Below are 12,251 nucleotides of genomic sequence, written 5' to 3' on the forward strand. Positions count from 1 at the left end.
CGCTCAGGTCAGCCCGCGGTAGCGCACGCCTTGGTTGAGTCGCAAATCGGCGCGCACCTTGGTGCCGCCTTCCTTCGCGAGTCGCTGGGCAATCTCGCTCTCGGGGTCGTGCAGGTTGCCGAACACAATGGCCCCGTAACCGGCTTCCTGGCAGGCCTCCTTGCACGCGGGAACGCGGCCTTCATCCACCCGGTGCACGCACATCGTGCAGCTCTCCACCGTGCCCTTGCCGCGCGGCGCATGCGGGAGCTGGTCTTGCAGCGGCTCGTGGATAAAGGAGCGGGCATGGTAGGGGCAGGCCATCATGCAGTAACGGCAGCCGATGCAAATGTGTTTGTCGACCAGCACGATGCCGTCGGCGCGCTTGAAGGAGGCGCCCGTGGGGCACACGTCCACGCAGGGCGGTTGTTCGCAGTGCTGGCACATCATGGGCAGCGAGTGGGCGTGGCCGGTGGCGGGGTCGCGTACGTCGAGTTTGCGTATCCACTGCGCGTCGGTGGTGGGGCGCCCGGTGCTGGTGATGCCGTGCTCCTCATTGCACGCGCGCACGCAGGCGTCGCAGCCTTTGGCGCACTGGGTGGTGTCGATGAGCATCCCCCAGCGCACCTCGGACGAGGCGCCGTCGGTGCCGCGCGCGCGCGCTACGCCCTGCCAGAAGAAAACGCCCGGCGCCGCGGCGAGCGCCGCGGCGGCGGCCGCCGTCCCCAGAAACTTGCGGCGCGCGCCATCATGCGCTTGATCACTCATGGCTCTCTCCTTGCTCGGCGAGCAGTTTCAGTTCCGCCGCGCTCAGCGTGCCGTCGCCCATGTGGTGACGGTGCCCTGAGAGTTTGTGGAAATAGGTGGCGCGCGCGGGCCGGTCGGCGTGGCACTGAAAGCAGTCCACACGCACCCCCGTGAATACGTGGCAACTGGCGCAGAAATGCTGGGGATCGCTGTAGCGCGGCGGCTCGTTGCCGCCCACCGGCTGCACGTGGCAATCGATGCACTCCACCAAGCTGTGGCGCGCGCCGCGGATGCCGCCGTGCACCGTCTCGTCGCGGATGTGCAACAGGAACTTCGGGTGGTCGCGGCGCATCACGTCCGTCGGCTCCACGCACTCCTCTCCGGCCGCCGGCGGCAGCTCGGGCAGGGTCACGCGGCTTTGGGCGGTGGCGGTCGCGAGTACGACACCCGCCGCCAGCACCCCGATGACGATCTTGGTGATCCAGGATTTCATCGGTCTCGCTTCCTCCCGTTTGTTTTACGCGCCCGAGGCAGGCGGCGCGCGGCACGGGCTACTCGCCCAATGCCATGTCGATGTAACCCGTCGGGCAAACGTCCGCGCAGATGTGGCAGCCGATGCAGCGGGCGTAGTCGGTATACACGTAACGGCCCATGGTGCGCTCGCTCTTGGGGACCCGATGCACCGCATCCTGTGGGCAGTAGACCACGCAGTTGTCGCATTCGAAGCACATGCCGCAGCTCATGCAGCGTTTGGCCTCGGTCACCGCCTGCTGATCGTCCAGGCCCTTCATGCGCTCCTCGAAGTTGCCGAGGACGGCGTCGCCGATGATGGGAATCTCGGTGCGCTTGAGGCGGGCCTCGTAGCCAAAGTGGCCCAGGAACAGCTTGTCCGACGGGATGATCTCGTGCTTGGAGCGGTCCTCGTAATTGTGCACCGCGAACTTCGCCTCGTTGGTGCCCCAGGCTTGGGAATGATCGTAGGACTCGGGCTCCAGGCCGGCTTCGCGCAGCTTGGAGAGGAGGTTGAAGTGGTGTTTGTCGACCTTGGGCCGCTTGCCGAGGTCTTTGTTGTCCAGGTAATGGCAGATGCTGTCGACCGCCACCGAGGCCTGGCCGATGGCGGTGGTGAGCAGATGCGGGCGCACGATGTCGCCGGCCGCGAAGTGACCGGGGCGGCCCTTCACCTGATAGTGGGCGTCGGCGTCGATCAGGCCGCGGCCATTGTTCAGGGCCTCCAGGCCGACGAGGTCTCCGCTCTGACCGATGGCCGCCACGATGAGGTCGGCCTCGATGTCGAACTCCGAACCCTCGATCGGGGTGCTGCCGTCCTCCTGCAGGCGGATCACGCGCAGCGCCTTGGCCCGGCCGTTCTCGTCCTTGATGACTTCCACCGGGCTCAGGCAGCCCTGCACGTCGACGCCCTCGCGCAGCGCGTCCTGCACCTCGTGCTCGGCGGCGGTCATGTTGTGCACCGGCGCGCGCGAGATCAGCATGACCTTGGCGCCGTTGCGCGTGGCCGATGCGGCCACGTCGTGCGCGGCGTGGCTCATGACCACGTACTCGGGCCGGTCGCTCTCGGTGATGTTGGTGATATGGCCCAGGCGCCGCGCCACGGAGGCCACGTCGATGGAGGTGTCGCCGCCGCCGATGACCACCACCTTCTCGGACACGAGCTTCAGGCGGCCCTGATTGAAGGCCTCCAGGAAGGCGACGCCGGTCAGGCAGTTGGGCGCGTCGGCACCGGGCACCGGCAGGGGACGGCCGGACCAGGTGCCCACCGCCCACAGCACGGCGTCGAACTCCTGCTCGATGTCCTCGATATGGACATCCCGGCCGACGCGCACGCCCAAGCGGGTTTCCACGTCCATGTCGAGGATGCGCTTGATCTCGCCCGCGAGCACGTTGCGGGGCGTGCGATAGCCGGGGATGCCGTAGCGCATCATGCCGCCCAGCTCGGCCCGTTCGTCGAACACGGTGCACGCGTGGCCGCGGCGGCGCAGCTGGTACGCCGCGGCCAGGCCGGCGGGGCCGCCGCCGATGATGGCCACCTTCCTGCCGGTGGATTGTTCGGCGGGCGAGAAGGCGAAGTTGTGGGCGAGGGCATGGTCGCCGATGAACTGTTCCACCGCGTTGATGCCGACTTTGTCGTCCACCTGGTTGCGGTTGCAGCCCGCCTCGCAAGGCGCGGGGCACACACGGCCCATGATGGAGGGGAACGGATTGGCATCCGTGGAGCGGCGGAAGGCGTATTCCTGCCAACTCATGTCGCCTGCGGGCTTCTCGATACCGCGCACGATGTCCAGCCAGCCGCGGATATCCTCCCCCGAGGGGCAGCTGCCCTGGCAAGGCGGCGTCCGGTGCACGTAGGTGGGGCACTTGTGCGAGTGGTCAGCCTCGAAAATCTGCTCCTGCCAGCGCTTGACGCGGTGATCGCCGTCTTTGAAACGCCGGAAGGTCAGTTTCTTTTCTTGCATGTCCTCTGGCGACGTTGCCATACCTATTCTCCTGTGCAGGGCGCCGCGGCGCGGCGCGCGGTCACTCAGTCTTTGGGGCCCAGTACGATCGCATCGCTCACCAGTTGGTGCACGCTGACGATCTGGTCCATGGTGAATCCGTAATAGGGCAGCACCTTGCTGAACTGGCTCTTGCAGATGGCGCAGATGGCGGCCAGATGGGTCACCTGATGCTGTTCCACGACATGCTTGAGCGCCTCCATACGCGGCATGGCACCCTTGACCCGCAGTTCGATCAGGTCATCGGTCAGCAGGCCGCCGCCGCCGCCGCAGCAAAACGTGCTCTCGCCGATGGTGTCCGCCGGCATGTCGTGAAAGTGATTGCAGGCGGCGCGGATGATGGCGCGCGGAATGTCGAACTGGCCGCCGGGCTTGTCGCCCATACGCGAGGCGCGCGCGACATTGCAGGAGTCGTGATAGGTGAGCACGCGGTGGTCGTTGGCCGACTTGTCGAGCGTCAGCGCGCCGCGTTGGATCAGATCGTAGGTGACCTCGCAGATATGCTGCGGCACCGGGTAGCGGGGATCCAGGAAGTCGAACGGTCCCGCCAAGGTGTTGAGGAAGCTGTATGCCACCCGCCACGCGTGGCCGCACTCGCCGAATACGATGCGCTTGACGCCAAGGTCCAGCGCCGCCTGACGGATGCGCAGCGCGAGCTTGCGCATATTGTCGTAGCTGCCGATGAACATGCCGAAGTTGGCCGCTTCGGAGGCGTGCGAGCTGAGCGTCCAACTGATGCCCGCCTGGTGCAGCACCTTGGCGTAACCGATGAGGCCATCCACGTGCGGTTCGGCGAAGAAATCGGCCGAGGGCGTGACCAACAACACCTCGGCGCCCTTCTCGTCCAGGGGAAAGCGCACGTCGACGCCGGTATCCTCTTTGACCTCTTCCTCGAGGCCCTCGAGGGTATCCCGCAGCGCGGGCTCCGGCAGGCCGAGGTTGTTGCCGATCTTGAACACCTTGCCGATGATCTCGTTGCAGTACTTCTGGCCCTGCCCGACGGTGTCCATGATCTCGCGCGCGGCCATGGAGATTTCCGCCGTGTCGATGCCGTAGGGGCAGAATACCGAGCAGCGCCGGCACTGGGAGCATTGGTGGAAGTAGCTGTACCAATCGTCCAGCACCTCCTTGGTCATGTCCCGTGCCCCGACGAGCTTGGGGAAGTACTTGCCCGCCACGGTGTAGTAACGGCGGTAGACAGAGCGGAACAGATCCTGACGCGCCACCGGCATGTTCTTGGGGTCGGAGCTGCCGAGGAAGTAGTGGCACTTGTCGGTGCAGGCGCCGCACTTCACGCACGAGTCCAGGAACACCCGCAGGCCGCGGTACTTGCCGACCAGTTCCCCCATCTTCTCGACCGCGACCTGCTCCCAGTTCTCGACCAGCTCGCCGGGAAAGCCGAGCGGGGTCTGGAAGTCGGGTTTGGCGACGTACGGCTTGCTGTGCGCCATCATCCCCACGCGCACGGGCGGGATGACCGGGTACTCCTTCAATTCGGGGACGTCGAAATCAGCCACGGCCTTTCCTCCGTATCGTCGCGCTGCGCTCAGCTACCATCGCCCGACTGCAGACGGGCGGCCCAGGGTGCGAGGTGGCGTCGCTCGCGTGGGTTGTCGACCTGGTTACGGGTCGGGCTGAAGAACACCCCGGGTGCGTGCAGCAGCTTGCTAAACGGAAACACGATCATCAGCGCGGCGACCAGGGTGAGATGGATGAGCAGCATCGCGTCGGCGGGCAGGGGCTGCCAGTCGAAGTACATCAGGCCCAGCGTGAAGGCCTTGAGCGCCACGATATCGGTGTGCCATACGTACTTCATGAGCACCCCGCTCACGCCGATGGCGACCAAGAGGCCAAGCATGAGGTGATCGGACGGCGAGGAGATGTAGCGCACACGATCCACCAGGATGCGCCGCGCCCACAGGCCGAACAGCCCGATGAGCATGGCCCACGCGGCATAGATGCCGAATGGCTGGATCCACACGACCCAGGTCCAGACCGGCTCCTGGAAATAGCGCAGATGGCGCAGCAGCACCAGGAGCAGGGCGGCGTGGAACAGCCAGCCGAACAGCCAGATCCATTTGTTCGCCTTGAACAGGCTGGAGAACAGCGTCACCTCGCGAAGCATGCGCAGCGCGACACCGCGGCGCGTGGTCGGCGCGGGCGTGGTCGGGATCTTCAACGGCGCCGGCGTGCGGGCGTAGAGAAAGATGCGATACCCGACGCCGGCCACGAATACCAGCGTAGCCAGATAGAACAGCACCGCGTAGAAAACGCTCAGGTACGACATCGCTGTCCCCTTTGGAGACTCACGGAAAAGCGGGCCGGGCGCGAGAGCCCGGCCCGTGACGCTACACGCAGCCGGTCGGCTTGGGCAGGCCCGCGTATTTGCACGCCTGCTTCGCGGGCCCGTAAGGGAACAGCTCGTAGAGGTACTTGCTGTTGCCCTTGTCGGGACCTAGTTTCTTGCCGATGGCCTTGGTCAATACGCGTACCGCGGGAGCGATCTGATACTCGTCGTAGTACTCACGCAGGAAGTTGATGACCTCCCAGTGATTGTCGGAGAGATCGCAGCCATCCTGCTTGGCCATCTCCGCTGCGATCTCGGCATCCCAGTCGCTCAGATTGGCCAGGTAGCCTTCCTCGTCGGTCTCGAGGGTTCTGCCATTCACTTCAATCGCCATCGTACGTTCTCCTCGGTAAAAGTGGACCTCGGGGGACGAGCCGCCCCTTACAACCAGGCCTGCACGTTGTCGTGCTCCGCGACCAAGTCCACGAAGCCGCCGTAATCCACGGGCTTGATCCCTTCCATGATGTGCTCCCGGCTCATGCCGCGCGCACGCACGTCCGGCTCGAGCACGAAGAGCCGGAAGCGTTTGGCGGCCTCGCTCATCTTGTCTTGCAGTGCGTTGTCTTTGCAGGCGGCATAGACGCCGTCCTCGATGAGCAAAATGGCACTCCCCTCGGCGGCGTGCGCGAGGCAGGTACCGAGCGCGTTGCGCTCGAAGGGCGACTTATTGATTGTGTGCAGCATGGTCATGACGGATCTCCCTCAAAAGCTGAGTACGACGTCCTGCTGTTCCATCAGCTCCACGATCTGCTCCCGGGTCACCACCTCGACCGGAACCACCAGATCCTCCGGCGTCAGCCCGCGCTGCGTGAGGGAGTCCTTCGCTACGTAGAGCTTCTCGACGTCGTAACCTTCCAGCGCCCGGTAAGTGGGTGAGAAATTCTTCATGCCGATGCCGCCCGTCTCCTGGCCCTTCTTGAGCTGGTAGACGCCGTCGTCCAGGAACAGCAGGCTGACGTCCTGATCAAACGCGGCCGCGATGAGCACGACCTCCAGCGATTCAAGGGCGTAGATCGTGCCGTAGGGCGCCTTGCGGTTGACGTACAGGAACCGCTTGACCGGTCCGCCGTCCTCTTCCTCCCAGGGTTCTGCCATGATTCCCCCTAAGTTGTGCTAATCGCCGAACACGACCAGTCGGTCGGCCTGTATGCCCGCTTCGATGAGCTGCCCCAGCCCGGAGATGCGAAACCCAGGGGCGATATTGTTGCCGTCCTTGCCATGGCGCTTCGCCTCGCTCTCATCGAGAATGCCTCGACGCTGGGCGGCGGCGACGCACACCACCATATCCAGATTGTGCGCGGCGGCGAGCTCGGACCACAGAACGCTGAGGTTCCGATCGTCCTGCGGCGGAACGCCATAGCGGGAGCCGTTGTAAACGCCGTCGTTGTAGAAGAAAACGCGGAAGATCTCGTGACCCTTCTCGAGGGCGGCCTTGGTGAACTGATAGGCAGTATCCGAGGCCTGGTGGGTGTACGGACCCTCGTTGACCAGTATCCCGAACTTCATGGCGCCCCCGCTCTAGAAACGGATATGGGTCGAGGCGTTGAGGCTGCTGCGCGCCCCGCGCCAGTTGTCGACGTGGTAGGTGGTGAACGGCAGCCCGGTGACCTCGAAGAACCGCGGCCAGCCGATGCGCTCGATCCAGTCGTTGACGCGCTCCCAATCGCGCGCACCCTCCTGATAGGCCTTGAGGATGCGCTTGACGATCGCGGTGGCCTCCGGCCAACGCGGCGGATTGTTCGGGATGCCGGCGGCGACCAGTTTCTGGAAGGTCGGCTTGCCGCGGGCGTTGGAGTGGTTGCCGCCGACCCAGATGGCCAACTTGGTGTGCTCGGGGTCGTTGATCTGCATCGGCGGGCAGGGCGGATAGCAGGCGCCGCAGCAGATGCACTTCTTCTCGTCCACTTCCAGCGAGGGCTTGCCGTTGACCAGCGCGGGGCGGATCGCCGCCACCGGGCAGCGCGCCACCACGGATGGGCGCTCGCAGACGTTGGACACCAGGTCGTGATTGATCTTGGGTGGCTTGGTGTGCTGCACGTTGATGGCAATGTCGCCCTGGCCGCCGCAGTTGATCTGGCAGCAGGAGGTGGTGATGTGCACGCGGTTGGGCATGCGGCAGGTGCGGAACTCGTCGATCAGTTCGTCCATCATCGCCTTCACCACGCCGGAGGCGTCGGTGCCGGGGATGTCGCAGTGCAGCCAGCCTTGCGTGTGCGAGATCATGCTCACCGAGTTGGCGGTACCGCCCACCACAAAGCCGGCATCCTCGAGCGCCTTCACCAGCGGCTCTACCTTGGCGCCGTCGGAGACCATGTACTCGATGTTGGACCGGATGGTGAAACGTACGTAACCCTCGGCGTACTTGTCGCCGATGTCGCACAGCTTGCGTAGCGTGAACACGTCCAGGATGCGCTGCGTGCCGGCCTTCACGGTCCAGATCTGGTCGCCGTGGTGGGAGACGTGGCGCAGCACACCGGGGCGCGGATGGTCGTGATACTTCCACTGCCCATAGTTGCGCCGCATCACGGGGTGCATGTACTGGAAGCCGTCCGGACAGCCGGACTCAATCGGGGTACGCATATCCGCTAATGCCATGGGTGCTGCCTCCTATCGTTCTGTCTCAGGCGCCGGGTGCAGGATCTCAGACGGACGCCTGCTGTTTCGCTTCCAGTTTGCGCCGGTACCATTCTTCGGCCTGTTCGTCCCAGCCGTCGGTGCGCACGTAGGAGCTTTGGCGCGGATGGGAAACCATGTGCGGGTCGACGTCCACGCCGATGCCCTCGAGGAAATTGACCAGACCGATGCGCTCGATCATTTCACCGCAGCGCTCATGCTCGAGGCCGTTCTCCGCCCAGAAGTCGATGATGTTCTCGGCCATCTCGGTGAGGCGCTGGTAGTCCTCTTCGGTCTCCATCTTCATGAAGGGCACGACTACGGTGCCCATCAGGTCGCCGATCTTGAGGGTGCGCTTGCCGCCAATCAGCACGGTGATGCCCTTGTCGTCGCCAGGCGAGAGCGCGGTGGGCATGACGTTCAGGCAGTGCATGCAGCGCACACAATCGTGGTCGTCGACGGTGAGGGTGTCGTCGTCGTTCAGGGTCATGCAGTTGGTGGGGCAGCGCGTGGTGACGTTGTCGATCACGTACTGTCGACCCTTGCGCGCCACGTATGCCTTGACCTCGTCCTGGTCGATCTTCATCGCGTCGCGCCAGGTGCCGATGATGGCGAAGTCGGAGCGTTCGATGGAGTTCACGCAGTCGTTTGGGCAACCCGACACCTTGAACTTGAATTTGTAGGGCAGCGCCGGGCGGTGCACATCGTCGGTGAAGCGGTTCAGCAGCGAGCGGTGTATGGAGTGCTCATTGCAGCAGGACTGCTCGCAGCGCGCCGCGCCCACGCAGGACATGCCGGTGCGCACGCAGGGGCCGGCGCCGCCGAGGTCCCAGCCGTACTCGTTGATCTCGTCGAAGAAGTGCTGGGTGTTCTCGGTGGTGGTGCCGATGAACATGATGTTGCCGGTCTGGCCGTGGAAGGTCACCAGCCCCGAACCCCACTTCTCCCAGCTTTCGCCGAGCTGGCGGAGCATGTCGGTGGTGTAGAAATTGCCGGCCGGCGGCTGCACGCGCAGGGTGTGGAATTCTTTGGATTCGGGGAAGGCCGCGCCGACTTCCGAGAAGCGCGGGATAATGCCGCCGCCGTAGCCGTATACGCTGACCGTGCCGCCCTTCCAGTAGCCCTTACGGGTTTCATAGGAGTGCTCGAGCTGACCCAGGAGCGAGTTGGCGACGCTTTGGATGCGTTCGTCGGGATGCTGATCACGCAGGCGCTTGATGCCGGAAATGAAGCTGGGCCAGGGGCCGTTCTCCAGCTCGTCCAGCATGGGCGTTTCGTGGACTTTCTTCGCCATGGCTAAACTCCTTGTTGAGATAGGGTCCGGTCAACGCGAGCCGGGACGATCAACGGTGGGCCCCGCGCACCAGGATCGATCGCATTCATGCGGCGGCCCGGCCGGTGCCCTGAGACACGCCTTCATGGCGTGTCGACGCAGTGGTTCGTTCATGGAAGTCTATGAACAGCGGTGCACGGCGAACACCCTACCTAAGGGATGTTCGAGGTCGGCAGGGGATTACCCACAATGGGATATGAGCCTGCGTCGGCGCTGACACTAAACTATCGCGTCAGACATCCCAGTTGAGCGGTCGGGCGACTTCCCTGCGGCGCTGGTCCAGCGTTGCCGCGACACGCGCGGCGACCGCCGTCGACACACCGGGAGCGAGGGAGGATGGCCACGGCAACGAAGCACACAGCCGCCGTCCGGCAGCGGCACGGCGGCCCGTTCGATTTGGACGACGAGCGTGCCTACCGGCGCTGGCGCGAGGCGAAGCTGCGCCGCTACCCGGCGCGTGCGGCGGATATCACTGTGCCGGTGCACGATGCGTGGCGGGTGAGCGTCGGCGAGCGGCGCGCGCTGGGCGCACTGCTCGCGAAGACGAACGTGGCTGTGGTTCGCCTGCCCCCTGACCATCCCCTGGACCAAACGCTGGTGCGCGCGCTGGGAAGCCAGCTCGGCTTGCGCCGCCTGGATCGCAATCCCCAGGCGGGGGAGGACGGCGTCAGCCTATTGTCGGCGCGGGACGAGGCGGGCGGGCCCGAGTTCATCCCCTATACCCGGCGTGCCTTGAGTTGGCATACCGACGGCTACTACAACACCGCGGCGCGCCAGGTCCGCGGCCTGATCATGTTCTGCGTCGAGCCCGCCGCCACCGGCGGTGACAACGCGCTGCTCGACCCCGAACTCGCCTATTTGTGGCTGCGCGACCACGACCCCGCGCTGGTCGCGGCGCTGATGCACCCGCGCGCGATGACCATACCGGCGCACGAACAGGACGGTCGGGTGCTGCGCCCGGCGCGCAGCGGGCCCGTCTTCTCGGTCGATGAACGCGGCGCGTTGCACATGCGGTATACGGCCCGGCGCCATTCGGTCGCATGGCGCGACGACGCGCAGACCCGCTCGGCCGTGGCTTTCTTGCAGGGCATCCTGAGCGACGAGGGGCTTCCCCATCGGTTTCGGTACACGCTGCGCGCCGGGGAGGGCATCGTGTGCAACAACGTGCTGCACAACCGCAGCGCGTTCGAGGACGACGCGGCGGAGGGGCGCGTGCGCCGAATGTATCGGGCGCGCTACTACGAACGCGTCGATGTCGGTGTGGCGGCCTAGGCGCGCATGCTCTGGCAAGACGAAATCGAGGAGGACGGCGCCCCGGCATACGCCCCCGACGTCGTTGATCTGGTATTTCGCATCGAATGCCGGACGTTGCCCGTGGATCATGCGCACGCACTCAGCCGCGCGGTGCTGACCGCCTTGCCGTGGTTGGACAAGGAGCCGCGCGCGGGCATCCATACGGTGCATCCGGCGGCCTCCGGCAACGGCTGGTACCGACCCGAGGACCCGGGCGAGGGGCTGCTGCACCTGTCCCGGCGCACGCCGCTCATGCTGCGCCTGCCGCGCGAGCGCATCGAGGCCGCGCGCACCTTGTGCGGTCGGGTGCTGGACATCGACGGCCACCCGATGGCGGTAGGCGAGGCGCACGAGCGGCGCCTCGCTGCGCAGCCGACGCTATTCGCGCGCGCGGTGCTGCATCCGCCTGCGATGGCGGAGCTCGCGCTGGTCGAAAGCGTCGCCGAGCAGTTGCACCGCATGGGCATCGCCCCGCGCAAGATCCTGTGCGGCCGCCGCCACCGGCTTCGTACGCCCGCGCAGGACCTGCATGCATGCAGCGTGTTGGTGGCCGATCTGCAGCCCGCGGACGCCATCGAACTGCAGCGGCAGGGCATCGGCGAGGGCCGCCGCCTGGGCTGCGGCCTGTTCATCGGCCACAAAGGTGTGGCGCCCGTAAAACGACCGGACGATTAATCGCCGCCGCGCATGCGGGCGCACGAGGAGAGGGAGGGGGAGTATGAGCGTAGAAGTGGATGGCAAGTCCTTACCGACCAATGCCAACGGCTATCTCGACAACGTCGAGGACTGGAGCGAGACGGTGGCCGTGGCGATGGCTGCTAAGGAGGGTCTGGAGCTGACGCCGCGCCATTGGGATGTGATCAAGTATCTGCGCGAAGAGTACTTCGACAACAACGGTAACCAGCCGAACACGCGCAGCATCGTGAAGGCCATGCAGGAGGCGTGGGACGACCGTTCGGTGGAGGCGCGCTCCCTGTACGAGCTATTCCCCCACGATCCCAGCAAACAGGCGGGACGGATCGCAGGGCTGCCCGAAAGCCGGCGCAAGGGCGGTTACTGAACCGACGCCGATACACCTTCGGAGATATGGAGGGCGGGCGTAGGCCGATGTAAGGTCTCTTCAAGCCCGCCGTTGCGAGGAGAGTTGATCATGTCCGAGAAGCAAGAGCTGATCAAAAAGATGCTGGAGATGCAGAAGCGCTTCATTGCCTACGAGCAGGAGCACGGACTCGATCCCGAGGAGTATTACGTGCCCGCCGAGAATCATCCGCTGCACAACTACCGCCAGGAGTACAAGGAGGCGGCAATGAGGGTGGTGGAACTCGCGCACGCCGAGAAGGGTTCCCGCAGCTAAGGATACCGCCGGGAGGTTCCTCGCGCGGGCTTCCCGAAGCGGCACATGGACGTGCACGCGCCGTCCCAACCC

Annotated in this window: 15 protein-coding genes; 4 read left to right on the top strand and 11 right to left on the bottom strand. The window is 65.3% G+C overall.

Translation table 11 applies throughout. The features are described from left to right. Positions 1-3: 3 nt before the first annotated feature. The 11 genes from HUS23_09510 to dsrA form a co-directional block, all read right to left on the bottom strand. Positions 4-747, bottom strand: coding sequence for a 4Fe-4S dicluster domain-containing protein (locus HUS23_09510; GenBank protein QKT04035.1), 744 nt, complete (start codon positions 745-747; stop codon positions 4-6). Then, positions 740-1,219 (bottom strand): hypothetical protein, encoded by a 480-nt coding sequence (locus tag HUS23_09515; GenBank protein ID QKT04036.1) that lies wholly within the window; start codon positions 1,217-1,219, stop codon positions 740-742. Before HUS23_09515 ends, HUS23_09510 begins: the two co-directional genes overlap by 8 nt. Before the next feature lie 58 nt (positions 1,220-1,277). Further along, a complete protein-coding gene (locus HUS23_09520) occupies positions 1,278-3,221 on the bottom strand; it encodes an NAD(P)-binding protein (protein ID QKT04037.1) in 1,944 nt (647 codons plus the stop codon). A gap of 44 nt (positions 3,222-3,265) precedes the next feature. Continuing rightward, on the bottom strand, positions 3,266-4,756 hold the full coding sequence (locus HUS23_09525; protein ID QKT04038.1) for a (Fe-S)-binding protein: 1,491 nt from the start codon (positions 4,754-4,756) through the stop codon (positions 3,266-3,268). Between the two features lie 29 nt (positions 4,757-4,785). Continuing rightward, positions 4,786-5,526 (bottom strand): respiratory nitrate reductase subunit gamma, encoded by a 741-nt coding sequence (locus HUS23_09530; protein ID QKT04039.1) that lies wholly within the window; start codon positions 5,524-5,526, stop codon positions 4,786-4,788. A gap of 61 nt (positions 5,527-5,587) precedes the next feature. Further along, a complete protein-coding gene (locus HUS23_09535; GenBank protein ID QKT04040.1) occupies positions 5,588-5,920 on the bottom strand; it encodes a TusE/DsrC/DsvC family sulfur relay protein in 333 nt (110 codons plus the stop codon). A 47-nt stretch (positions 5,921-5,967) separates the two neighbouring features. Beyond that, positions 5,968-6,276, bottom strand: a complete 309-nt coding sequence (dsrH, locus tag HUS23_09540) for a sulfurtransferase complex subunit TusB (protein QKT04041.1) — start codon at positions 6,274-6,276, stop codon at positions 5,968-5,970. A 12-nt stretch (positions 6,277-6,288) separates the two neighbouring features. Next, the gene (tusC, locus tag HUS23_09545) at positions 6,289-6,681 is read right to left on the bottom strand and encodes a sulfurtransferase complex subunit TusC (protein QKT04042.1); all 393 of its coding nucleotides are present in this window, start codon (positions 6,679-6,681) and stop codon (positions 6,289-6,291) included. Between the two features lie 18 nt (positions 6,682-6,699). Further along, positions 6,700-7,092, bottom strand: a complete 393-nt coding sequence (tusD, locus tag HUS23_09550; GenBank protein QKT04043.1) for a sulfurtransferase complex subunit TusD — start codon at positions 7,090-7,092, stop codon at positions 6,700-6,702. A 12-nt stretch (positions 7,093-7,104) separates the two neighbouring features. Further along, on the bottom strand, positions 7,105-8,181 hold the full coding sequence (dsrB, locus tag HUS23_09555; GenBank protein ID QKT04044.1) for a dissimilatory-type sulfite reductase subunit beta: 1,077 nt from the start codon (positions 8,179-8,181) through the stop codon (positions 7,105-7,107). Between the two features lie 46 nt (positions 8,182-8,227). After that, positions 8,228-9,493: a dissimilatory-type sulfite reductase subunit alpha gene (gene dsrA / locus HUS23_09560; protein ID QKT04045.1), complete on the bottom strand. Its 1,266-nt coding sequence runs from the start codon at positions 9,491-9,493 to the stop codon at positions 8,228-8,230. Between the two features lie 375 nt (positions 9,494-9,868). Between dsrA and HUS23_09565 the strand changes: the two genes are divergently transcribed. The 4 genes from HUS23_09565 (at position 9,869) to HUS23_09580 (ending at position 12,179) form a co-directional block, all read left to right on the top strand. Next, positions 9,869-10,804 (top strand): TauD/TfdA family dioxygenase, encoded by a 936-nt coding sequence (locus tag HUS23_09565; GenBank protein ID QKT04046.1) that lies wholly within the window; start codon positions 9,869-9,871, stop codon positions 10,802-10,804. A 6-nt stretch (positions 10,805-10,810) separates the two neighbouring features. Beyond that, a complete protein-coding gene (cas6, locus tag HUS23_09570) occupies positions 10,811-11,500 on the top strand; it encodes a type I-MYXAN CRISPR-associated protein Cas6/Cmx6 (GenBank protein QKT04047.1) in 690 nt (229 codons plus the stop codon). A 43-nt stretch (positions 11,501-11,543) separates the two neighbouring features. Further along, entirely contained in the window at positions 11,544-11,885 is a 342-nt protein-coding gene (locus HUS23_09575) for a TusE/DsrC/DsvC family sulfur relay protein (protein ID QKT04048.1), read from the top strand. 90 nt (positions 11,886-11,975) lie between these two features. Beyond that, positions 11,976-12,179 (top strand): hypothetical protein, encoded by a 204-nt coding sequence (locus tag HUS23_09580; GenBank protein QKT04049.1) that lies wholly within the window; start codon positions 11,976-11,978, stop codon positions 12,177-12,179. Positions 12,180-12,251 lie beyond the last annotated feature (72 nt).

The organism is Ectothiorhodospiraceae bacterium 2226, from assembly GCA_013348725.1.
In the GTDB taxonomy this organism is placed as follows: Bacteria; Pseudomonadota; Gammaproteobacteria.

Excerpts from the sequence above, each read along its gene's own strand:
- HUS23_09520 (QKT04037.1), bottom strand. The coding sequence starts at position 3,221 with ATGGCAACGTCGCCAGAGGACATGCAAGAAAAGAAACTGACCTTCCGG.
- tusD (QKT04043.1), bottom strand. The coding sequence starts at position 7,092 with ATGAAGTTCGGGATACTGGTCAACGAGGGTCCGTACACCCACCAGGCC.
- HUS23_09580 (QKT04049.1), top strand. The coding sequence starts at position 11,976 with ATGTCCGAGAAGCAAGAGCTGATCAAAAAGATGCTGGAGATGCAGAAG.
- HUS23_09575 (QKT04048.1), top strand. The coding sequence starts at position 11,544 with ATGAGCGTAGAAGTGGATGGCAAGTCCTTACCGACCAATGCCAACGGC.
- cas6 (QKT04047.1), top strand. The coding sequence starts at position 10,811 with ATGCTCTGGCAAGACGAAATCGAGGAGGACGGCGCCCCGGCATACGCC.
- tusC (QKT04042.1), bottom strand. The coding sequence starts at position 6,681 with ATGGCAGAACCCTGGGAGGAAGAGGACGGCGGACCGGTCAAGCGGTTC.
- HUS23_09515 (QKT04036.1), bottom strand. The coding sequence starts at position 1,219 with ATGAAATCCTGGATCACCAAGATCGTCATCGGGGTGCTGGCGGCGGGT.
- HUS23_09530 (QKT04039.1), bottom strand. The coding sequence starts at position 5,526 with ATGTCGTACCTGAGCGTTTTCTACGCGGTGCTGTTCTATCTGGCTACG.
- dsrB (QKT04044.1), bottom strand. The coding sequence starts at position 8,181 with ATGGCATTAGCGGATATGCGTACCCCGATTGAGTCCGGCTGTCCGGAC.
- HUS23_09510 (QKT04035.1), bottom strand. The coding sequence starts at position 747 with ATGAGTGATCAAGCGCATGATGGCGCGCGCCGCAAGTTTCTGGGGACG.
- HUS23_09565 (QKT04046.1), top strand. The coding sequence starts at position 9,869 with ATGGCCACGGCAACGAAGCACACAGCCGCCGTCCGGCAGCGGCACGGC.
- HUS23_09535 (QKT04040.1), bottom strand. The coding sequence starts at position 5,920 with ATGGCGATTGAAGTGAATGGCAGAACCCTCGAGACCGACGAGGAAGGC.
- dsrH (QKT04041.1), bottom strand. The coding sequence starts at position 6,276 with ATGACCATGCTGCACACAATCAATAAGTCGCCCTTCGAGCGCAACGCG.
- dsrA (QKT04045.1), bottom strand. The coding sequence starts at position 9,493 with ATGGCGAAGAAAGTCCACGAAACGCCCATGCTGGACGAGCTGGAGAAC.